The organism is Bradyrhizobium sp. KZN70725 (assembly GCF_055264925.1).
In genome coordinates this window covers 218,155-239,791 of sequence record NZ_JBUYWT010000004.1, presented here as the reverse complement: position 1 = coordinate 239,791, position 21,637 = coordinate 218,155, and the positions used below count along the sequence as shown (strand labels likewise).

General features: G+C 61.6%; 15 protein-coding genes. 3 read left to right on the top strand and 12 right to left on the bottom strand.

The window, feature by feature from the left end; all coding sequences use genetic code 11:
• Positions 1-68: 68 nt before the first annotated feature.
• Both rfbD and rfbC read right to left on the bottom strand, forming a co-directional pair.
• Entirely contained in the window at positions 69-980 is a 912-nt protein-coding gene (gene rfbD / locus ACZBJS_RS05965) for a dTDP-4-dehydrorhamnose reductase (RefSeq protein WP_076833270.1), read from the bottom strand.
• On the bottom strand, positions 980-1,534 hold the full coding sequence (gene rfbC, locus ACZBJS_RS05960; RefSeq protein ID WP_028331576.1) for a dTDP-4-dehydrorhamnose 3,5-epimerase: 555 nt from the start codon (positions 1,532-1,534) through the stop codon (positions 980-982). The genes rfbD and rfbC overlap by 1 nt, the downstream gene beginning before the upstream one ends.
• 109 nt (positions 1,535-1,643) lie before the next feature.
• On the opposite strand from rfbC, the gene rfbA reads away from it, so the two are divergent.
• The 3 genes from rfbA to ACZBJS_RS05945 all read left to right on the top strand — a co-directional run bounded on the left by rfbA (position 1,644) and on the right by ACZBJS_RS05945 (position 4,347).
• Positions 1,644-2,555, top strand: coding sequence for a glucose-1-phosphate thymidylyltransferase RfbA (rfbA, locus tag ACZBJS_RS05955; RefSeq protein WP_018270712.1), 912 nt, complete (start codon positions 1,644-1,646; stop codon positions 2,553-2,555).
• Positions 2,545-3,612, top strand: a complete 1,068-nt coding sequence (gene rfbB, locus ACZBJS_RS05950) for a dTDP-glucose 4,6-dehydratase (RefSeq protein ID WP_057020236.1) — start codon at positions 2,545-2,547, stop codon at positions 3,610-3,612. The genes rfbA and rfbB overlap by 11 nt, the downstream gene beginning before the upstream one ends.
• A gap of 168 nt (positions 3,613-3,780) precedes the next feature.
• The gene (locus ACZBJS_RS05945) at positions 3,781-4,347 is read left to right on the top strand and encodes a hypothetical protein (protein WP_225161215.1); all 567 of its coding nucleotides are present in this window, start codon (positions 3,781-3,783) and stop codon (positions 4,345-4,347) included.
• 116 nt (positions 4,348-4,463) lie between these two features.
• On the opposite strand, the gene ACZBJS_RS05940 is transcribed toward ACZBJS_RS05945, so the two are convergent.
• From ACZBJS_RS05940 to ACZBJS_RS05895, 10 genes are all read right to left on the bottom strand, one after another.
• A complete protein-coding gene (locus ACZBJS_RS05940; RefSeq protein ID WP_057020235.1) occupies positions 4,464-5,708 on the bottom strand; it encodes a glycosyltransferase family 92 protein in 1,245 nt (414 codons plus the stop codon).
• 503 nt (positions 5,709-6,211) lie between these two features.
• Positions 6,212-7,135, bottom strand: a complete 924-nt coding sequence (locus ACZBJS_RS05935; protein ID WP_168856486.1) for a glycosyltransferase family 2 protein — start codon at positions 7,133-7,135, stop codon at positions 6,212-6,214.
• A gap of 11 nt (positions 7,136-7,146) precedes the next feature.
• Complete coding sequence (locus ACZBJS_RS05930; protein ID WP_168856485.1) at positions 7,147-9,351, bottom strand: glycosyltransferase WbsX family protein; 2,205 nt, start codon at positions 9,349-9,351, stop codon at positions 7,147-7,149.
• Positions 9,352-9,685: 334 nt separating this feature from the next.
• Positions 9,686-11,722, bottom strand: coding sequence for a tetratricopeptide repeat protein (locus ACZBJS_RS05925; RefSeq protein WP_463438514.1), 2,037 nt, complete (start codon positions 11,720-11,722; stop codon positions 9,686-9,688).
• Positions 11,719-13,065 carry an HlyD family type I secretion periplasmic adaptor subunit gene (locus ACZBJS_RS05920; RefSeq protein ID WP_076833256.1) on the bottom strand — a complete coding sequence of 449 codons (1,347 nt, stop codon included), beginning with the start codon at positions 13,063-13,065 and terminating at the stop codon, positions 11,719-11,721. The genes ACZBJS_RS05925 and ACZBJS_RS05920 overlap by 4 nt, the downstream gene beginning before the upstream one ends.
• Positions 13,055-15,289 carry a peptidase domain-containing ABC transporter gene (locus tag ACZBJS_RS05915; RefSeq protein ID WP_463438513.1) on the bottom strand — a complete coding sequence of 745 codons (2,235 nt, stop codon included), beginning with the start codon at positions 15,287-15,289 and terminating at the stop codon, positions 13,055-13,057. Before ACZBJS_RS05915 ends, ACZBJS_RS05920 begins: the two co-directional genes overlap by 11 nt.
• A gap of 195 nt (positions 15,290-15,484) precedes the next feature.
• The gene (locus tag ACZBJS_RS05910) at positions 15,485-16,099 is read right to left on the bottom strand and encodes a class I SAM-dependent methyltransferase (RefSeq protein WP_141340804.1); all 615 of its coding nucleotides are present in this window, start codon (positions 16,097-16,099) and stop codon (positions 15,485-15,487) included.
• Positions 16,100-16,558: 459 nt separating this feature from the next.
• Positions 16,559-17,830 carry a calcium-binding protein gene (locus tag ACZBJS_RS05905; protein WP_076833253.1) on the bottom strand — a complete coding sequence of 424 codons (1,272 nt, stop codon included), beginning with the start codon at positions 17,828-17,830 and terminating at the stop codon, positions 16,559-16,561.
• Between the two features lie 667 nt (positions 17,831-18,497).
• Positions 18,498-19,652, bottom strand: a complete 1,155-nt coding sequence (locus tag ACZBJS_RS05900; RefSeq protein ID WP_076833251.1) for a glycosyltransferase — start codon at positions 19,650-19,652, stop codon at positions 18,498-18,500.
• Complete coding sequence (locus ACZBJS_RS05895; protein ID WP_463438512.1) at positions 19,649-21,637, bottom strand: heparinase II/III family protein; 1,989 nt, start codon at positions 21,635-21,637, stop codon at positions 19,649-19,651. The genes ACZBJS_RS05900 and ACZBJS_RS05895 overlap by 4 nt, the downstream gene beginning before the upstream one ends.

The following is a 21,637-nucleotide window of genomic DNA, read 5'->3' as shown; positions in this document are numbered from 1 at the left end:
GAACCAAGGCTCTTTTCTTGTCTGACGCGTTTTCTTCACGCGCACCGGCATCCGCTTCCGAAGCGGCCCTAAGCGTGGGCGGGCGCGCCGAGCTGGACAAACGCATCCAGTTCGCGCGCCAGCGCTTCCTGCCAGGTCGGCATCGCCACGCCGAACTGCGCCTTCAGCCGCGACAGATCCAGCCGCGAATTGCCCGGACGCATCGCCTTGGTCGGGAATTCGGCCGCTGCGATCGGAGCGATGTTCTCGACCGCCAGCGTGACCCCGCGGGACCTCAGCCCGCCGACAATGGCGGTTGCGAAGCCATGCCAGCTGGTTTCGCCGGCGCAGACGAGATTGACGACACCGCCCCGGCGCGCGAGCTGATCGTGCAACGTGGTGAGGTTCGGCAGGACGATGCCGGCGACCGCACCGGCGATCGCTGATGCCGTGGTCGGCGCACCGATCTGATCGGCCACGATCCGCAGCTCCTTACGCTCACCGGCGAGCCGCGCAATGGTGCGCAGGAAATTCGTGCCCTTTGCGGCATAAACCCATGAGGTGCGCGCGATCAGATGCGCCCCGCCCGCCGCCTGGATCGCGACATCGCCGGCAAGCTTGCTGGCGCCGTAGACCGACAGCGGTTCGGTCGGGCTGTCCTCGCGCCACGGCCTGTCGCCCGAACCATTGAAGACGTAGTCCGTGGAGAAATGCACCAGCGGCACGCCGTTCGCTGCAGCCCATTTGGCGATCGCTTCAGGTCCCTTCGCGTTAACCAGGAACGCCAGCTCACGCTCGTCCTCGGCGCGATCCACGGCGGTATAGGCCGCCGGATTGATGATGAGATCGGGCTTCAGACTCTCAAGCTGGCTCGTCAGCATCTCCGGCTTCGACAGATCGAACTCCGCGGTGGGCGGCGCGATGATCGTGCCGTGGCTCTCCAGCAAAGGCTTGAGCGCACTGCCAACCTGGCCGCGTGTTCCCGTCAACAAGATCCGCATCAGATTTGTCCATAGGTCGGAAGGTTGCTGGCGTCGGCAAGGAGCGGCGCGTCCGCATCCTTGGCCGACAGCTGTGGCTTGTCGACGCCCCACTTGATCCCGATCGCGGGATCATTCCACCGGATCGAGAGCTCGTCCTTAGGGCTGTAGAAATCGTCGCACTTGTAGAAGAAGTCGGCGGTTTCCGAGAGCACCACGAAGCCGTGGGCGAAGCCGCGCGGCACCCATAATTGCCGGCGGTTCTCCTCGCTCAATTCGACCGCGACATGCTTGCCGAAATTCGGACTGCCGACGCGCACGTCGACGGCAACGTCCAGCACCTTGCCGCGCAGCACGGAGACGAGTTTGCCCTGGGTGACCGGGTTTTGCAGATGCAGCCCGCGTAGCACGCCATAGGCCGAGCGGGACATGTTGTCCTGCACGAACGGACGCGTGATGCCGTGCTCGACATAACGCGGAGACTGGTAGGTCTCGAGGAAGAAGCCGCGCTGGTCGCCGAACAGCTTCGGCTCGACGATCAGGACTTCAGGAAGCTCGGTCTTGATGACGTTCATCTAACATTTGTTCCAGTTTGACGCGCTTGAAATGTTAATTTCCTTCTCATAACAAACTTGTGCAGCGCACGCTATATGTTATGTTCTGATAGTCAAATTGTGAGGGACCATGAAAGGCATTATCCTTGCCGGTGGCACCGGCTCGCGCCTCTATCCGGTGACGACAGTCGTCTCCAAGCAACTGCTGCCCGTGTTCGACAAGCCGATGATCTACTATCCGCTGTCGACGCTGATGCTGGGCGGAATCCGCGATATCCTGATCATTTCCACGCCGCAGGACAAGCCGCTGTTCCAGCGCTTGCTTGGCGATGGCAGCGAGATGGGTGTCCGGTTCGCCTATGCCACGCAGGAGACCCCGCGGGGTCTTGCCGACGCCTTCATCGTCGGACGCGACTTCATCGGTGATGACTCCGTTGCCCTTGTGTTAGGGGATAACATTTTCTATGGCCACGGCCTGCCGAGCATGCTGTCGTCCGCCTCGATCCGCAAGAAAGGCGCCACCGTGTTCGGCTATGTCGTGAACGCGCCTGAACAGTACGGCGTGATCGAGCTGGACGGCACCGGCCGGGCGCTCTCGATCGAGGAGAAGCCGAAGCGGCCGAAATCCAACGTCGCGGTCACCGGCCTCTACTTCTACGACAATGATGTGGTCGACATAGCGGCCGGTATCAGGCCATCCCCGCGCGGCGAGATCGAGATCACCGACGTCAACAAGGCCTATCTCGAACGCGGCGACCTCTATGTCGAGGTGCTCGGCCGCGGCTTTGCCTGGCTCGACACCGGCACCCATTCCTCGCTGGTCGAGGCCAGCCATTTCGTCCAGATCCTGGAGCAGCGCCAGGGCCTGCGCATCGCCTGCCCCGAGGAGATCGCGCTGCGCCAGGGCTACATCTCGCTCGAGGCGTTCGCGAGGGTCGCACAGAAGACCGCCAAGAGCAGCTACGGCGAGTACCTGCTGTCGGTCTACCGCTCATTCCACGGCGAGCCGCGCGCGGCGGAGGTATTCAAACATGCGGTTTAAGGGATCGACGATCTTCGTCACCGGCGGCGCCGGCTTCATCGGCTCCGCCGTGGTCCGCCACCTGCTGCGCGACACCCACGCCCGCGTCGTCAACATCGACAAGCTGACCTATGCGGCAAACCTGGCCTCGCTGCCCCGTGCCGCCGAAAGCCTGAACTACACCTTCGAGAAGGCCTGCATCTGCGAGGCGCAGAACCTGCGCCGGCTGTTCGAGAAATATCAGCCCGATGCGGTGATGAACCTTGCCGCGGAAAGCCATGTCGACCGCTCGATCGACGGCCCCGGCGAATTCATCCAGACCAACATCGTCGGCACCTTCACGATCCTGCAGGAGACGCTGCGCCACTGGCGTTCGCTCTCGCCCGAGAAGCGCGACCGGTTCCGCTTCCTGCATATCTCGACCGACGAGGTGTTCGGTTCGCTCGGCGACGAAGGGCTGTTCACCGAGACCACGGCATATGCGCCGAACTCGCCCTATTCGGCCAGCAAGGCATCGTCCGATCACCTGGTGCGGGCCTGGCGCGAGACCTACGAGCTGCCGACCCTGGTGACCAACTGCTCCAACAATTACGGCCCCTATCACTTCCCCGAAAAGCTGATCCCGCACATGATCATCAAGGGGCTCGCCGGCGAGCCACTGCCGGTCTATGGCGACGGCAAGAACATCCGCGACTGGCTGTTCGTCGAGGATCACGCCAAGGCGCTGACGCTGGTGCTGGAGCGCGGCGAGGTCGGCGAGACCTACAATGTCGGCGGCCGCAACGAGCGCACCAACCTGCACGTGGTCGAGAGCATCTGCGACCTGCTCGACGAGGTCGTGCCGGCCGCGGCAGGCCCGCGCCGCCAGCTGATCAATTTCGTCGCCGACCGGCCCGGCCACGACCGCCGCTATGCCATCGACGCCACCAAGCTCGAAACCGAGCTCGGCTGGCGCGCCGAGGAGAATTTCGAGACCGGCATCGCCAAGACCGTGCGCTGGTATGTCGACGAGCAACCCTGGTGGCGCGCCATCCTGGAGGGCGGCTACAAGGTGGAGCGCGTCGGCCTGAACCAGTAGTCGCCGATCTTTCCAATCACCGGCGTGGATGGCCGCCAACAGGACGTCGAGAAGCGCGATGACGACTCAACCAGATATCATCGCTGCTTGACGAGCCGCGACCGCCTTCCGACGGTGGATTGGCAGCCACCCGCCAGACAACAACTCGAGAAACCACGGAATCCCGTCATGAACATCGCAATGGACGGTCAGGAACTGACACTGTTCAAAAGTTTCGTGGACCTCTCGACGCGGTATCTGGAATTTGGCTCGGGAGGAAGCACTTGGCTGGCCTGTCAAACCAAGAAGGAGTGGGTCATTTCCATCGATTCCTCCGCGGAATGGCTCGCCAACGTTGCCGACGCCACGGGCGACGCGAGCACCAAGCCTTTGCTGCTGCACGTCGATATCGGCAAGCTGCGCGAGTGGGGTTATCCCGTGGAAAAGGACAAGGAGCGCTCGTGGCCCGAGTATCACGAACGTGTCTGGGAGCGTCCGGAAAGCAAGACCGCCGACCTGTATTTCGTTGACGGCCGGTTTCGCGTGGCTTGCTTCGTACAGTGCGTGCTTCACGCCGCACCGGGAGCCTTCATCGCAATTCACGACTTCGAGAATCGTCCCCACTACCATTCGGTGCGGACGGTCGCTCGCGAAATCGCGCGCGCCAACAACATGTCGATCTTCCAAAGGCCGGCAGAGATTGATCTCGTCGCCGCACAGCAGTTGCTTGCGAAATACCGGCTGGAACCGCTGTAGCCGATCGCTGCGGCCAGAGTAGCCGATCGCGGCGATCAAGAATCACTTCAAGCACACGATCGGGCGCGCCGCCTGGCGCGCCCTCCTCCAGCGAGGACATCGCTGTTCCCTTGAATTCAGCCCTGAACCAGTTTCTTCAGCTCCGGAAGAAACCTCTGGATCGTGGCGTCTTCGACATCGTTGCGATCGCGCAACGTGAAGAATTCCATTGCGCGGATCTTTTCAGGATCTCCATCGCCGAGCGGCCTGCCCCGCTCACGCTTCTTCAGCAATTGCTGCCGCGACTTCGTGTAGTAGTGATTGATCACGAGCTTGTTCCGCTTCGGAGCAGTGCAGCGCCCGCCGATCGGGAAGACGGGCGCGCCGTCCTCGTGAACGTAGCAACCCAAGACAAGCGATTGATGGGGATGCAGATAGGACACGATGGTGTCAGGCCGCACGATTGACTTCATGATGAAATGATCCGGGAAATCGTCCGGAGCACGACGCGTGAAAGATTCGATGCACAGACCGGCCGGCCTCGCGTCGTGACCGTTCGACCCGAAGTTCAACCAATGCACCGCCACCGCCGGCGCCGGCCCGAGCTCGGTCAAGACGTCCTTGATGTTGCCGGCCTGCGTCGGAAACAGATACTCATCGGCATCGATGAAGGCGCACCATTCGGCACAATTGCGGTAGCTGTCGATCGCATGCGAGAACGCGCGCATCTGGCCGAATTCCCCTTCCACGAAATGATAGGTGATCATTTCCGGCCACGGGAAGGACTCGATCACGGCACGAGTATCATCAGTGCTGCCGTTGTCGTAGAGGTAGAAGTGATCAACGCCGACCAGTTTGTGGAAGTGTAGCCATTCCAGCAGATCGTCGCCTTCGTTCTTGATGGCGCACACCACCGCCAAGCCGTGCTTCTTCCGATCGACCCCGGCGTAGAGCTTCTTGGCCTCCATCACGCGCAGGAGGCCGGCAAACTCTCGCCGCAGATTTTCACTTTTCGGGGCCGCAATGAGCGCGGCAAGATAGACATCCTGCGCTTCATGGGCGGACCCCATATTGAGGGCCGCGATTGCCAGGCGATGCAACACCCGCGAGTCGGATGGCATCTGCTTGACGAGGTCGAGAAGGATTCCACGCGCTCCGGCGAAATCGCATGCCTGCACAAGCGCCGCCGCCTTTGCAAACTGGAATTCCTTGTAATCACCGAATTGCTGCTCCAACTGCTTGACCGATTGGATCAGCTCGTCGGGCTTCGGATTTGCGATCCGCCCGGAAAAGAAATCTCTAAGCCTTGTCTCGATCTCACTTGCTGGAAGCGTATCGAGATTCACGCCTGAGCTGAAACTAGACAATGCTGGAATTTCCATGTCCAACCTGAGCCGCTCCACGAGATCAACAAGCTATTAACATTGGTTCGCACCACGAATTCCCTATTAGCGCACATATCCTACAAGAATAAGGCTATAACACGCGGCGCTCACAATTAACTCTTGTAAGGTTATTTCGAGGAAAATCAATACAATAGAGCAAGGGGCTCGACGTCATTTGCACGAAAACCGCGTCACGGGACCGGAACGATCGGAGATCGCCGATGGACGACGGGAATGAAGCAGTCCGCTAGTCGTTCGGGCTTACAAGAACGATGCTTTTGACATCGTTATCCGCAAGCCTCCCGCCCGGCGCGTTCAGCTTTTTGAGTTCCAGCACCCTGCTGCGGCTGCGGCACGCTCCAGACCTCTCGTCGGCGCAATTCGATCGGACGCCAGGCTCCCAGCCGACGAAGCGATGAAGCAATCGCTCGGTCTCCATCCCAATCAAGGCCCCGTTCCGATTGTGTCGGAACGGACAAGGCTGGCCTTGCATTGCTCGATCAGCGCCAGCGAACCGGCCGGGTCCGATCGTTCGACTCCACCGTCCGGTGTTCTACATGATAGGGCGCGTAGATCTGCTTCACCCAATAGTTGAAGTTCGGGTGCAGCTTCACGAAGTCATAGAATGAATCGCCGAAATTCGACGGACTGAGGCAGGTCTTGTTCTGAGGCCGTGACGCGATTGCATTCAGGCAATACGACATCATGCAAGCCTTTGTCTCGCTCTCTGCCACCTTGCTCAGACTTCGGAAACTGTTGGTTGAATGAAGTCGGTACAGATAGCGGTCGGTCTCGAGATAGGTCGGCTCGACCTTGGTTACCGCGCGCAACGCAAAGTCCCAGTCATGGCAGTATTTGAGATCGGCAAGCCAACCCACCTGCCGCAGCAGTTCACGGCTGAAGACAAAGTTTCCGGTCGATGCCGCGATCTGAGAATCCAGAAATGTCCACGACAACGGCGCACCTGCGATCTGGGCCCGATCGATCGCATAGCGCAGGCGCGTTGGAAACTGGAAGTTGCTGATCGACTTTCCATGTTCGTCGATTGGCTCAACCGCCGAGAAGCCGAAGAACAGCCGATCATTTGCATGCTTATCCGCGAACAGCCGAACCCGATCCTTGGAAAAGGCATCGTCCGAATTCAAAAGGAAAATCATGTCGCCGTTCGTCAGCGATAATGCCCTGTTCCAGGTGTAGTGGGCGCCAAGATTTTGAGGGTTCTTGAGCAGCTTGCAGGAAACAAAGCGCTTTCCGAACGACCTCTTCTTGAGGACCCTCTGCGCGACTTCAAAACTCTTGTCCGGCGAATTGTCGTCTACGATGACGAGCTCGATGTCGGCAAACGTCTGTTGATAGACGGTCTCAAGGCATTCCTCAAGATACTGCTCATGCTTGTAGCACGCGATGACAACACTTGCGAGCATTGGTGGCGACCTCAACGTCTCACGATGATCGAGTGGCGAGACCGCACGAGTGCACTAGTCCCGTCGCCGACCTCCAGAACCGCGAGTTGATATTCACCATCCGGCAAATCTCGAATCGAGAAGGACAGCTGGAAACCGAAATAGCAGTCCTTGCTCTCGGCCTTCATATACTCCTTCACGTCCACGCGCTCGTGCCAATCTACGATCAGGCAATAGCCGCCGTTTGCTGCGCCATCCGGAGTAAGCCCCGACAGGACCAGGAATCCCGTTCTCTGTCGGCTGGCCTCAAAGGCGTTGCCCGCGCAAATCCATCCCCGCACCAATATCTCATAGCGCGGATCGACAATCACCCGTTCGCCGGTTTGAGAATTGATGTTCTCGATCACCAGCAACGAACCTGCCGGATTACCGGACGCGCCTTCTGCCTCCACTGGCGTGCCGCTTCTTACGCGCTGCACCCCCGAATGGGTGAGGCCCGACCGGTGCAGGCTTGCGAGCACTTCGACATGCGTCGAGGCTTCTTTTACCGCCCACTCGAGCTCCTGCCTACTCAGGCAATCCAGCAAATCCGGGCTATTTCGAATCTGGGCCGAAATGGGCTCAGCCGAAGCGACCCTTCGCACGACCTCGAGAAACGCCCGTCCATGGCGCGAATCCGGCTCGAGATGCGCACCTTCCGCCCACTCGTTCCAGGAATTGATAAACACCAATGATTCGGAAAAGCTGTTGCCCTTGGCACGCAGGGTTGCATCGCGAAGCCAAACCTCAAACGCTTCCGGACTGGACCTGGTAAAGACGTGACCGCGCGGCCCCTTGCGAGGCGTATTGTCCCAACGCGGCATCACCGCAGGAAAGAACGGGAAGTCGTAGATCTTGCCGATCGACGATCGCATGGCGTCGACATAGTCGTACACCTTTCCAGCGAAGGTCGGCGGTGCATCGACTTCGGTCGGCGGCACCTCCCTTGTCGAGACCGTGTGCGGAGGAAACTCGATTGCCGCGTCGCAATTGACGTCGCGCGGATCGAACTCTCCGAACGTCATCGCATTGCAAATGAGAAGCTCGCCGATTCCGAGTTCTCTGGCTCGCTCGCGCCAAATCTCGAACAAGCGCTGCTTGTCCGGCAACAATGACGGCCTGTAGATGACGATGACCTTTCGACCGTCGACAGTTATGTAGCGCTCATCGAGCAGCAGGTCGGCCATGTCGTCGATAAAGCGGACATCGTCGTCCAGGGAGTGGTTTTGTCCCAACAGAAGCTCAGCGTCCGAGCCGTCCCACCGACGAGACCAATTCTCGTTTGCCCAGCAAATGCAGAAAGGCAGGTTCGGCTCGCCGTCCTCGAGCAGCAGCTGAAGCGGCTTTTCCAATAACCTTCGGCCCTGGAACCAATAGACGTAGTAGCAAAATCCATCGATGCCGTACTGGCGCGCAAGCTCGCCCTGCTGACGACGCGTTTCCGGCAGCCGGACGTCATAGAATCCAAGATCGGCCGGCAACCATGGGGACTCGTGTGCCGGAAACTGGGCACGCATGCGCGCGACGTTGGTCCACTCGGTAAACCCTGGCCCCCACCACCTGTCATTTTCATCAAATGAATGGAATTGCGGGAGGTAGAAGCAAATGTAGCGCACCTCCTTGGGAGGCGCGTCCGCCAGTCCAGCAACGATCCTGTTGTTGCTCGGAAACAACAGGTCGTCGTAGTCCGCGGTCGAGAACCCCAGCGCGACGATCAATTCGCCTGGCGTATAGTTCTCGAACAGGGGTATTTCGTAGTACTCGCCATCATTCAGGCTGATACGCAGATAGATCTGCGCACGCTTAGGCTCCACAAGCGCGTTTCTCAGGGCGCGCGCCAAGCGACGGCGCACTCCCGGCGCGGATAGATCGATACGAAATCCGGGACGTCCGATCACGCTCCGCGGACCTACGCGGGCCGGCATAGATCGGCCCGTCCGCCCCTCCTCGACACAGTGGGAACCGACAAAAAGCGCGATCGAAACGGTTGAAGCGGGCGACTGGGCATCGACAATCCAACCCGAAATCCCACGCCCCGAATACTCCAGTATCGCGCCGCGCAGACGCGATCCTGACTGGAGATCGCCTACGTCGGGATCCAGGAACAGGCTCTGCGGATGGTCGTCCTGCTGAACCGGACTGGCAACGGGCAACATATCCTTTGTATCCCTGACGCTCCGTTCGACCATCTTGTTCATTGCCACTCAATCTCCTGCCAACGCTCAGCGCCGGGTCCAGTTTCTCTTTCCCGGTCGCGCGGAAGTTCGATCCCGAGATCACGCTGCCTGACATGCCCGGATCGTGACCTCTTGATCCTTATCGATCATCTCCACACAACCAGAGGTACAATGAGCATTTCTTCCGCGAACGCAACATTAGCGCAATCTCTCTGTCGTCGATGTGAAAACCATTGTTAGTTCTGCCTAGATTGTCACGCGGACTTGCCCGCTTCCGTGCCTTCGCGCTCAAAAACAAAGCTGTCCATCATCTCTGCCGTTGCCTGCGTGCGACGCGATGCCGCCTCCAATAATCTCAGCCAACGCTCTCGCCCATTGCGTGCAGACGACGTCGCGCGCCTTCGTTGTTCTGCTGCGCCGCTTGTCGATACCAGTACAGCGCCTGATCGCGATCCTGTGCGACGCCGTTGCCGGCGCGCAGCGCATCGCCAATTGCGAGTTGGGCTTCGATCATGCCCTGCTTCGCAGCGGACTCGAACCATTCGGCCGCCTTCGCCGGATCGGCATCGCGGCCCTGTCCCCGGCCCAGCATCACGGCAAGGTTGTATTGCGCCGTCGTATGGCCCTGGCGCGCCGCCGCCTCGTACCACGTGACGCCGTTGGCGAGGTCCTGCTCGACGCCTTGTCCGGTGCAATACATCACCGCAAGCTTGAACTGCGCCGCAGCGTTGCCGCCGTCCGCGGCCTTGACGATCCAGCTGGCGGCGGCCTGCGGATCCTTGAGGCCGCTCTTGGGATCGGAATACAGTAGCGCCAATGTGTGCTGGGCCTCGACGTGGCCGGCGCTCGCCGCACGTTTGAACCATTGGGCTGCGGCCGGAAGGTCGACGGCGCCGCCGGATCTTCCCATGTGAAGCCCGCCCAGCTGAAATGCCGCGGCCGGATGGCCGGCCTCGGCAGCGTCGGTCAGCAGCGCACGTGCCTGCGCAAGACGCTCCGCGGACGGTTCATCCTGGATAAGAAACATCGCATAGGCCGTCTTCGCATCGGCATCGCCGCCGTCGGCCGCCTTGCTGAGCCACTCCGCCGCGCGCACTTGATCGCGCGGCACGCCGTTGCCCGCCGAGTAGAGCCGGCCGAGCTGCACGCCTGCGGCGCTAATGCCTCCCTCGGACGCGCGCTCGAACCACTTGATCGCAGTGGCGACGTCGCGCGCCACGCCCCTGCCATTGAGATAGAACACCGCAATGTTGTGGGCCGCCGTGGCATGGCCGCCCTCCGCCGCACGCTCGAACCATTTCGCAGCCTGGCGGATGCTGGGCGGAACGCCGGTGCCGGTGGCATAGAAGCGTCCGGTCAGGAACTGCGCCTGCGTATCGCCGCGCTCGGCCGCCTTCTCGTACCAATATGCCGCCTCGCGCAGATCCGGCTCGGCGGCAGTTCCGAGCGCATAGAACTCAGCCAGCGCCTGGATCGCCGGCAGGTAGTCCTTCCGCGCCGCCTTGCGCAATGCGGTCTCGGCCCTGTCGAGATCCTTGACAGCCCCTTTGCCGCTCAACCGCAGCAGTGCAATGTTGTAGAGCGCGATCGTATCGTCATGGACAGCGGCGCTCTGGAACAGTCGCGCGGCTTCCTCGACATTTTGGGGAAGCCCGGTGCCCTTGAGGCACATGAAAGCGAGCGCAACCTGTGCGCGCACATGTCCCTGTTCCGCGGCCTTGTGATACCAGATCGCGGCCTGCGCGAAATCGACGGGAACGCCCCGCCCCTGATAATACACATCGCCAAGCGCGAACTCACCGGCCGCCGCCTTCTGCTCGGCCGCGGCCTCGTACCAGCGCAGGGCGGCAACGTGATCTTTCGTGCAGCCTTGCCCGTTGGCGTACATATCGCCAAGGATCGCTTGCGCCTCCGCTTTGCCGGCCTCCGCCGCCACCGATAACCAGAGGAACGCGGCGTCGATATCCCTGGGCACGCCGATTCCGTTCGGGAAAACCAGATCGTGGAGGTTGACTGCCTTGTCGCCCAGACGCGCCGCAGTGGATTGCCGCCACATCTCTGGCCTGTTCGGTCCAACCGTGGCGTTGACGCCGTTGAAGTAGATCAAGCCAAGCTGGAATTGGGCTTCGGTATGTCCCTTCAGGGCGGCGCGTTCGTACCACGCGACCGCATCCGGAAGGCTGCCGATAACGCCCTCGTTCCGCGCATAGAGCAACCCGATCCGGTAATCCGCCTCCGGATCGCCGGCTTGCGAGGCGAGCCGCCAAAACCGCAACGCCTCGAGATATTGCTGGTTCTCGTACGCCTCCAGCCCCCGTTCAAACGGCTTCGAGTCTGAACGGGACGAGCCGGGGCGCAGCAAGTCGAGAAGGGAACGCGTCGATACCGTCATGGCTCGCGCATTGCTTCTTTTGCGCTGCGCAGCATGCCGCCGAGCAGATACATCGCCACCGAGCGGGTGCCGACATTGACATCACCCTGCAGCGTCATGCCGGGGATGAGGCGGAAGGTCTTCGGAACATCCTTGAAGTTGGTCTGGTCGACCGAACACCGCGCCTTATAGAAGGCGTCGACAGGCTTTCCATCATCGTCGTTCGTGAAGGCGCCTTCGCTGATCCAGCGAATCTTGCCTTCGGCCGTACCGTGCTCCGCCGCGTTGAACGCATCGACCTTCATCGTGCAGGGGTCGTTGGGCCGGACGAAGCCGACGTCGCGCGACAGGATCTGGATCTCCGCCTCGAGCCGCGTCTTGAGCGGCATCAGCGTGATGAAGGGATCACCCGGCTTCAGCACGGACCCGACCGAGAGCTTGGCGAGGGTCAAGACGACCGATGGCTCGGCAGCCGTCCACCGCACGAGGTCCTGATGCTTGATCGCCTTGTCATACTGTGAGCGGGCCGTATCAAGGTTGTTGCGCGTCGTGACCAGATCCTGGCTCAGCTGCGCGTTCCACTGCTCGGTGAAGGCGTTGCGATCCGCCTTCAAGGAATCCAGCTGGTGCTGCGCTTCCAGCAAAGTGTTGTGCGTGTTGTCGATCTGACGCAACAGCTCCAGGCGCGTGTCCTGCGAAAGATACAGGTTCAGCTTGGACCCGCTGCCGCTTTCGGCGAGCGTCGAGCGCATGTCCTCGATCTTGCCGGCGATCTCGGCACGCTGACTGTACCGCTCGTCGTCCTTCTTCGACTTCTGGATCGTCGCTTCGGTTTGGCTGATCTTGGAATCGTAGCTGTTCACCTGTGCGTGGTACTGCGCGACGCGCTGGTCGTAGAGCGCCTTTTGCAAGGAGTTGTACCTAGTGACATCAGGATCGTTGGATTGGCCGTACGACAACGGCTTTCCGGACAATTCGGCCTCGTCCCGGGCGACCTGCGCCTCAAGGCTCGCAACCTGCAGCTTGTACTGCGTGACATCGGCAGCCGTGAACGTCGAGTCCAGGGTCGCGAGCAATTGTCCCGTCTCAACCTGCTGACCTTCCCGAACATCGATCGTCTTGATGATGGACGCGTCCAAAGCCTGCAGGACGTTGATCTGATCGACGGGAACGATCTTGCCGCCCACGCTCGTGATCACGCGATCGACGCGCGTGAAGCACATGATCGCCACGACGGCGGCGAGGAACCCCACCAGGACGAACAGCGTTGCGCGGGCCAGCAACGGCTCGGCGGCCTCGCGGATCGCATCGGTCTCGGACTGGAACTGGCGAACGGTCGCGAGCGAAGCTTGATTAGGAGACAAGGGTCGGACTCCTGCAATTCTTTTCATTGCGGCCCGCCGGTGCAAGGTGAGTGTTCTGCTGGTACCAGAGCGAGCTGTAGATGTCGTTCCGTTCAAGAAGTTCCTCATGACGACCGATATCGTCGACGACGCCGCGGTTGAGGACGAGGATCGCGTCGGCCTTCGTCAGCGACGACAGACGGTGCGAGATGATGATCAGCGTGCGGCCATGGGCAATCCGCGAAATATTCGCGTTCACGATCGTCTCGCTCTCCGCATCGAGCGCGCTGGTCGCTTCGTCCAGGATCAGAATCGGCGGATTGACGATCAGCGCTCGCGCGATCGCGAGGCGCTGGCGCTGGCCGCCGGAAAGATTCGTGGATCCCTCGTAGATATAGGTCTCGTAGCCTCGCGGCAGCTTGTCGATGAATTCCTCGGCACCGGCCAATCGCGCCGCCCTGACGATGTCGTCGAAGGTCGCATCGGGCTTTGCGGCCGCAATATTCTCGCGGATCGTGCCGCTGAACAGAAAGTTCTCCTGCAGCACGACGCCGACGTTGCGCCGGAGATGGTCGACGTCGTATTCGCGGACATCGATCCCGTCGACCTTGATCAGCCCACCATAGTCGGAGTGCAGGCGCTGCAATAGCCGCGTGATCGTCGTCTTGCCCGAGCCGCTCTTGCCCATCACGCCCAGCGTCGTACCGAGCGGAATCTCGAAGGAAATATTGTTGAGCGCCGGCGACACCGCGCCCTTGTACTTGAACGTGACGCCGGAGAATTCGACCAGCCCCTTCAGCGGGACCCTCACACCATGGCCGGAGCGTCCCTCCTCGGCCGGCTGATTCACCAGCCTGCCGACGATCGTGACCGCGGTGCGCGCCTCGTCATATTGGTTGATGAGCTGGGCCATCTGCATCAGGGGGCCGGCAACACGCTGCGACAGCATCAGAAAGGCAAACAGCGCGCCAACATAGACCGGATCGCCACTCGACACGGCCATGTAGACGCCGAACGCATAGGGAGCACTCACCGCCAGCCGCTCCAACGGCTTCACCAGCGTCTGGATGGCGGTTCCGGTCATGCCTTCCGCAAGCCGCGCCTTGGCGACGCGCGCCACCAGCACGTCCCACATGTGGCGCTGGCGCGCATCGAGCGCCAGCGATTTGATGGTCCGCATGCCGTTCAGGCTCTGGATCAGAAACGCTCCCTGTGCCCCTTCGGCCGCCAGGGTTGCCGAGGACTTCTTCCGATAGGCGGGCAGCATCACGATCAGCCAGGTCACGATCATCGCAGCAAAGGCAAGAACCATCAGCGTCATGAGCGGGCTGAAGAAGAACATGACGGGCAGGAAGAAGAACAGCGTCGTCGAATCGAGAATGGTCCCGAACAACTGCCCGGTCAGAAAGCCGCGAATTCGAAATACTTCGCGGATATCCCGGGAAATCAGGCCGACGGGATTCTGCTCGAAGTAGTCGATCGGCAGATTGAGCACCTTCTCGAACACGTAGGTCGACAGTTTGACGTCGAGGCGTGCCGTCAAACGCTGAACCAGATACTGCCGCAGGAACGAGAATGCCGCCTCGAACACGATGACCACGAGCATCGCAGTACACAGCACATAGAACGTGTTGTAGGCCTTGTAGAAGATAACCTTGTCCGAGAGCAGCCGCCAGAACATGATCGGTGCCAGGCCCATGAAGCCCAGGATCAGCGCCGCAATCGCGACGTCGCGCAGGATGCGCCGTTCGCGGAACAACAATGCGGTGACAAAGCCGAAGCTGAATGGCTGCGTCTCGTCGGAAATCTCATAGTCGCGCTTGGCCATGACGACGTCGCCCGACCAGATGTCCTCAAAGCGCGGCTGATCGATGACGAGCAGCGCGTCCTCGCTCGCGTTCGGATCCTGCAGGACCACCCGGGAGCTGTTCTCGTCGCCTTCGAGGCGCAGCAGCACCATGTGGCTGCCGTCGCGCAGCCGAACGATGGCCGGCAGCGCCCTCTTGAGATGGCTCAGACCCTTCCAGTCCAGCGTGACGGCCTTTGCCGTCATGCCCGAGGAATTCGCACACTTCAAAAGCTCGGCCAGCGTGACTTCCTGATCGCCCAGGAGGTTGTCGTGGATCAGCTGGGACGGGGTCAGATGCAAGCCATGCTGCCTTGCCACGATGACGAGACAAGCGAGGCCCGAAGGTGGCAGCGCCTCCACCGAAGGTGCGCCGACGAGCGAGAGGTGTTTGGTCATGGATGCCTCGAAGTTTCGACTGCGCAAGGTCCGGTCCCAGCGAGATATAACGTATCACTGTTAGTTCGCTAACGCAGCATTTTCAGCGCGTCACCCGAAAAAGATATGTTTCACGGCAGGCCGCGAAGCCAATTTCGAGCACGTTCTCGCGCGATTTAACCAGGGAACCTTATAACATTGTTTAACATCGACAAATCACGAGTCGGCGGTCACTGTCTCCTGGAAGTCGAATCCGCAGGCCTCCAGCTGCGGCCTGATCCGCTCATCCCTGGCCTCCGGCATGAGTGCCAATGCACAGATCTCAAAATTCCCGCTCCGAACGGAAACCGTCGGAAAGCCGGCGCTGAGCAGCAGGTTTCCCATCCGCTCGGTCGAAAAGCCGGTCTTGTGCGCCATGTGATAGCGCCCCTGTTCGATCGCGCCGGAATGCCCGTAGATCATGTCCAATGGCCGGATCGGACCGGCCGGCGAGACGTAAGCGATCGCGCCGAGGCCGCGCGTCAACATGTGCTGCGCGACCGCCTCGAGGTCGGGAGACATGATCAACGCGAATCCGTCCGGCTTGAGGACTTGGCGGAACTGGACGAATGTGGGGTGAACCTCATGGGCGTAGAGATGCTCCATGACATGAGAACACCAGATCGCGTCGAACGAGGCCGCCGGGAACAACCGGGCAAGATCGGTAATCGACCCGACGACGTCTGGGTTCACGCCGCCGTCGACGTCCAATCGAATCTCGTCCCATTCATGCGATGTCAGGAGCGGCTGGATGCGCTTGGTAACCGTCGATCCAGCGCCGGCATTCAGCATTTTTTTCTTGGCCAATTCGAGAGCTCCGCGAGTTCGTTAAGCGGCTGGGTTCTGCAGCGATCGTTCGTCTTGAACAAAGGTGCCAGGGCCGCAGATAGCCATCGGCCGCAGCTCCGTTGTGTCAAGCGAGCGGCACGGCTTTACAAAAGCTACGTGGTCCGAATGTGACGAACTAACTTATAACATCCATTGGCGGAAATGCCCCGGGCGGAACTTGTGATTGATTCGATGCATCCGACGCGAATCGGCCGATAAAGTTCCAATCGGGATGCGCGCATGCGCTTCCCCTTGAGGCGAGCCGTCGAACTCATCGCAGGTGCGTCATGATCATCAACGGCAGCGTATTCGATTGTTCAATTTCAATTACCCATTCCTGACGGCCATGCCCGCGATCAAAGAGAAAAGCGCCGCCTCAACCTCGGTTGGGGCGGCGCTTTCGCTTAGTGCAGACCTAGGATCTTACAGCTTGGTCGAGTTACCATCGTTGAAGATCAGGTATTCGATGTTGCTGATCTGGGTCACCTGACCATTGCTGAAGGTGATGTCCATAGAACCGTTCGATCCAGAGCTGATGTTGCTCACGTCGGTCGAAGCGTGATCCAGGAAGGTCAGGGAGTCCTTGTTGCCGCCACCGCCATCGATGGTGTCGCTGCTGGTGGCGTTGTTCAGGTAGAAGTAGTCCTGACCGGAGCCGCCGACCATCGAAGCCGTACCGGTGTCGGAGCCGACGAACGAGTCCTTGCCGTCGCCGCCGATCAGCGTCTGCGTGCCGGAGCCGGCGACCAGCGTATCGTTGCCGGAACCGCCATGCAGCGTGTCGTTGCCGGCACCGCCATAGAGCGAGTCGTTGCCGGCACCGCCATCGAGCGAGGTCGCGTGCGACGCATCGCTGCCCGAGTAGAGCACGTCCTTGCCGTTGCCGCCGAACTCAGCAGCAGTCTGAGCACCGCCGACAAGGAGGTCATTGCCGTTGCCGCCATGCAGCGTGTCGACCCCGGAGCCGCCATACAGCGAGTCGTTGCCGGCGCCGCCATCCAGGCTGTCGTTGCCCGCACCACCGTACAGCGCATCGTTGCCCTTGCCGCCATCCAGCGTGCTGGAATTGCCGGCGGTGCTGCCGGACACCAGCACGTCCTTGCCGTCACCGCCACTCAACTGCGACGAGCTGCCGCCGTAGAGCGTGTCGTTGCCGGAGCCACCGTTCAGGGTGTCGGCACCGGAGCCGAACAGCAGATCGTTGCCCTTGCCGCCATCCAGCGTGCTGTGACCGGAGACGTTGTCGACCAGCACGTCGTTGCCGGAGCCGGCATCGATCGAGTCGTGACCGGCACCGCCGAAGATCGTGTCGTTGCCGGAGCCGGTGAGAACCGTCGTGTCGCCGGTATTGTTGATGAACACCTGATCGTTGCCGTGGCCGGTCGCGACCAGCACCGGGGTGCTGCCGTTCACCGTCAGCGTGACGTCCTTGTTGGTGTCCTCGATGATCGCCTTCAGGTTGGCGTCGGTGTTAACGGTGTTAATCGGGTTGGTTTCGATCAGAACATTGGCGTTCGGATCCGGGTTGGTGATCCCAGCCCCTTCCTGCACCGGAATCGTCGCGCCGTTATCCGGGCTGGTGTATCCGATCCCCGCGTTGATCAGATAGTCAAGAATCTGTTGCTGGGTCGAGTGATCGATCGTTCCGTTGATCGCGTGTTTGAGGTCCGTCTGGTCTAGATTGTAAGTCGCCATCGATGTAGCCCCTGCTTGGGATACGAGGATTCAAGCCGCTCGCCCACACATAAGCTGTTGATTCACAACTGGTTGTTGCGACGCAACTCAAATGTGGACCCAGGTTACGAACTTGTTAAGTCCATTGTTAAGACCGTTAGGCCGGAGTGTCAATCAGCAATGCGCTGTTAACACCTGGTTCCCTGAGATTTATGCGGGACTTAGCACTACTTCGAATGCACCATAACATTCAGCGCACGCCCATCGCCAATGTTAGCCGCGACGCAAAAAAGGGTAGCGATTATACGGGGTTTCACGGGGCCCCCGGATACCGCGGGAGCGCAGAATTTCGCTGATGCCGTGAGCGCTTCGACGCGATTTTCTGATCTGAAAAAAATATTTCTGCATCGCATGAGACGTTTTGCAAAAAAGCGTCAAACTTCGCAGCCGGCGTCCCACCGGCCAGTGTTATAGCGCCCCTTGGCAGCAGTTTGCGGGCTCGATCAAGCGAGATCCACGGAATCACCCGCAGAATCAGCGCCGTTCGACCGCAAGATCAAAAACCTGGCGCGATGCCGCTCAGACACCCTGCTGTAACAAATTAACACCAGATTTGCCGCAATATGTTAGCAACGCCGGCATGGAACCGGCGATGCCCGATCGCGGGCAGAGCGCCGACCTGCGGCGATCATCCCCCGGCGGCCCGCGCGTAGATGGCCTCGAGCAGCCGGCGGTTCTCGTCCGGCGCGTAGCGCTCGAGATAGGCGGCTCGTGCGGCCCGTCCCCATGCGGCGGTCAGTTCGGCGGCGCCGAGAACCTCACTGATCCGATTTCGGAGCGTGGCCGCGTCGCCCGGCGGCACCAGCGCGCCGGTCTTGCCGGCGCTCACCACCTCGGCAAGTCCGCCGATCTCGGAGGCGATGACCGGCGTGCCGCACGCGAAGGCCTCGACCACGACAATCGGAAATCCTTCGTACCATAGCGACGGCACCACCAATGCCCGGGCATTCGCCATTTCCCGCAGCACCTCATCGCGCGAGAGCCCGCCCAGGAAGGTGACATGATCGGAAGCCCGAGCCTCCAACGCAGCACGCTCCGGCCCCTCGCCCACGACGCGCAAGGGCACGCCGGTCCCCGCAACGGCCTCGAGCAGCACGCCGACGCCCTTCTCGCGGCTCAGCCGTCCAACATAGAGTAGCCCGCTGCGCGGCGTGGCTGCATCGGGCGCCCCCGGATCGACCATGAAATTCGGTTTCACGTCGATCCGATCGGCGTCGAAGCCGGCCTGCGTGAACAGGGTTTTGGCGAACTGCGTCAGCGCGATCAGGCGCAGGCCGGGACGCGTCCAGGTGCCGCGGCGCTGGTGCTGCGCGATCATGTAGGCCGAGGCGATCGAGCCCGGAAGCGATCCGCGGTAGCAGCGGTGCACGACGCCCCAGAGGTGTCCGCGATCGAGGCACTTGTGGCAGATGCGGCCGTCGCGCAGCAGCATGCCGCCGGTGCAGATGCTGCGATAATTGTGCAGGGTCGCCACCGCGGGCACGCACTTTTGCCGGCAGAGATCGAACACGGCGGGCGACAGCAGCGGGAAGAAATTGTGGACGTGCACAACGTCGGGGCGAAAGCGGTCGATCGCTTCCGCCACGACCCGCTTTCCCTCCGCATTATCGGCGATCGACAGCGTGGTCGTGATGCGCGCGGGGAGCGAATTGATCGCCGCGTTGCTGACCGTGAGCGTTTCAACGCTGTGTCCTGCGGCGCGCAGCAGGTCGACTTCCGCTTCAAACACGACGTCCTCGCCGCCGCGTCCCTGATACCTGTTGTGAGCGACCAGGATCTTCATGATCCGGCCGGGTCTGAAAACCAGCGCAGCTCGGTCACCAGGTTTTGCCCGCCCGCGAGCGTACCGCAGCCGATCAAGGTCGTCGCCGGCACCTTGAGATCGAAGGACGGCGAATACCAGCCGGCCGGCATGGTCTCGTCACCCCGATACGGCACCCAGCTGAGGGCCGCCGGCAGATCGAGCTCGCCGCGCCCGCCGGGCCATGCGAGCTGCGCCCTGTGCCCTTCGAGCCTGCATTCGACCTCGGGACCGAGATGCCAGCTGAGGCTCGCCGGCACCGCAAGCGCTTCATCAGCAAGCACGGTATCGGTGACGACGAGCCGCGCCGCCTGACGCTGCAATTGCGCCGAGCGGCGATGCACGACACCTGCTTCGTCGCGATATCCCGAATGCTCCGCGACCCAGCTCGCATCCGCATCGCGATCGTCCAGACCGCTGGCGGCGACAAGCCGGCTCTGCGCATGCCATGTCCAGAGAAACGGCCCGCCCGACACTGACTGGTCGCGCGCGAACAGGCACAGCGTGTTGTGCGCCAGCGTGGAGCGGAAGTAGGCCCGCCATCGCGGATCGCCATGGTAGCAATAGGTGCCGGGGTCGGCGAGGATCTCCACACCGCCGATCCTGCATTCGAGCGACAACGCGTCCGCATGGGCGTGGGCGGCAATGCGGCCGAAGCCATGCGGGCCATGATCACAGCGGCACCACACCGCGCGGTCGGAATCGATCAGAAAGGTCTGTCCCGCCCCCTCGAGCAGATGCGGGCGGCGCTTGGGCCGCCCGGCGATCGCACGGGCCTCGATGCCGTCGGTGAGCACAAAGCTACGCAGATCGGGCTCCGGCGATGTGGGCCACCATGGCAGAGCGCCGAACAGGCGCGCGCCGCTGGCGAGCAAGCCGAGCCAGCGATTGCCGGCGTGATCGTCGAGCAGCAGGCCGATGCCGTCGTCGCCGTCGCCCTGCCGCGGCGGATGACCGCGATCGTCCAGCATCGCAGCAATGACGTCGCTCATGCGGCACATCGTGGTCCACACCGCATCGCCAAGCGGATGTCCGGAGGACTCGCCCTGCACTGCCGCCGCCAGCAGCAGTTCGAGAACAAAGCCATGATAATCGGTCGCGAGCTCGCTGTTGCTGCCGCAGGCAAGCGTCTGCGCAACGGCTTCGTGCGCCAGTGTGGCGGCCGATTGCTCGCGCCATCGCGCACTGTCCTGGAAGAACGGAAACACGCAAGCCGCCACGAACTGCCCGGCAGCCTCCGCGATGAGGTGGTTGTTGGCCGAGGAGCCACGGCTTGGGAACTGCGACAGCCAGTATTGATGCGCATAGAGCTGCGTCAGGAACAGTTCGTTGTCCTCGAACAGCGCGGCAGCGCCGGGCCAGTTCTGCAGCAGCTGACGCACCCAGGCCCATGAGATCAGCCGCACGCCAAGCTCGATGCCGCTGATCCAGTGCGGACCGCGCGGGAACGGATTTTCGCGCCACCAGCTCACCAGATGCTCGGCCGCGCGCACGGCGTAGCGCTCGTCGGAGCTCAGGTAATACGCGGCCGCGAGCACCGTGAGATGGTGGTGACGCGACGGCTCCCAGATGTATTTGATGTTTCCGACCGCGGTTTCGTCACGATAGGGAACCGCGAATGCGTGCACGCCGGCCGGCGCCCGCTTGCCGCTTCTGATATCGACGAACCAGTCAGGCCGTTCGCCGAGGGCCCCATGGTCCCTGGCGAAAATCCGCCAGTGCCCTACGAGAATCCGGTCGGCGCTCTGGATCAGCCGTTCGGCGGCCTGTTGCGGAGCGCTCGCCCGCGAAGGCAGCGGCTTCAGGCGCGGCTGCCGCGGGCCGGCAGCGAGCCTGGCGCTGGCGCGCCGTGCGATGTCGGGCGGAGTGATCCGCCAGAGCAAATGCAGCACCTGGTCGTTCACCCGCCCCGCAAGCTCGGACGGCTCCATGCGCTGCAGCCTGCGCAGATACCAGGCCGGATTCAT

Coding starts and splice junctions, on each gene's coding strand:
- rfbD (WP_076833270.1), bottom strand. CDS start 980: ATGCGGATCTTGTTGACGGGAACACGCGGCCAGGTTGGCAGTGCGCTC.
- ACZBJS_RS05945 (WP_225161215.1), top strand. CDS start 3,781: ATGAACATCGCAATGGACGGTCAGGAACTGACACTGTTCAAAAGTTTC.
- ACZBJS_RS05915 (WP_463438513.1), bottom strand. CDS start 15,289: ATGACCAAACACCTCTCGCTCGTCGGCGCACCTTCGGTGGAGGCGCTG.
- rfbB (WP_057020236.1), top strand. CDS start 2,545: ATGCGGTTTAAGGGATCGACGATCTTCGTCACCGGCGGCGCCGGCTTC.
- ACZBJS_RS05900 (WP_076833251.1), bottom strand. CDS start 19,652: ATGAAGATCCTGGTCGCTCACAACAGGTATCAGGGACGCGGCGGCGAG.
- ACZBJS_RS05940 (WP_057020235.1), bottom strand. CDS start 5,708: ATGGAAATTCCAGCATTGTCTAGTTTCAGCTCAGGCGTGAATCTCGAT.
- ACZBJS_RS05925 (WP_463438514.1), bottom strand. CDS start 11,722: ATGACGGTATCGACGCGTTCCCTTCTCGACTTGCTGCGCCCCGGCTCG.
- rfbA (WP_018270712.1), top strand. CDS start 1,644: ATGAAAGGCATTATCCTTGCCGGTGGCACCGGCTCGCGCCTCTATCCG.
- ACZBJS_RS05910 (WP_141340804.1), bottom strand. CDS start 16,099: ATGCTGAATGCCGGCGCTGGATCGACGGTTACCAAGCGCATCCAGCCG.
- ACZBJS_RS05895 (WP_463438512.1), bottom strand. CDS start 21,637: ATGAATCCGGCCTGGTATCTGCGCAGGCTGCAGCGCATGGAGCCGTCC.
- rfbC (WP_028331576.1), bottom strand. CDS start 1,534: ATGAACGTCATCAAGACCGAGCTTCCTGAAGTCCTGATCGTCGAGCCG.
- ACZBJS_RS05930 (WP_168856485.1), bottom strand. CDS start 9,351: ATGAACAAGATGGTCGAACGGAGCGTCAGGGATACAAAGGATATGTTG.
- ACZBJS_RS05905 (WP_076833253.1), bottom strand. CDS start 17,830: ATGGCGACTTACAATCTAGACCAGACGGACCTCAAACACGCGATCAAC.
- ACZBJS_RS05935 (WP_168856486.1), bottom strand. CDS start 7,135: ATGCTCGCAAGTGTTGTCATCGCGTGCTACAAGCATGAGCAGTATCTT.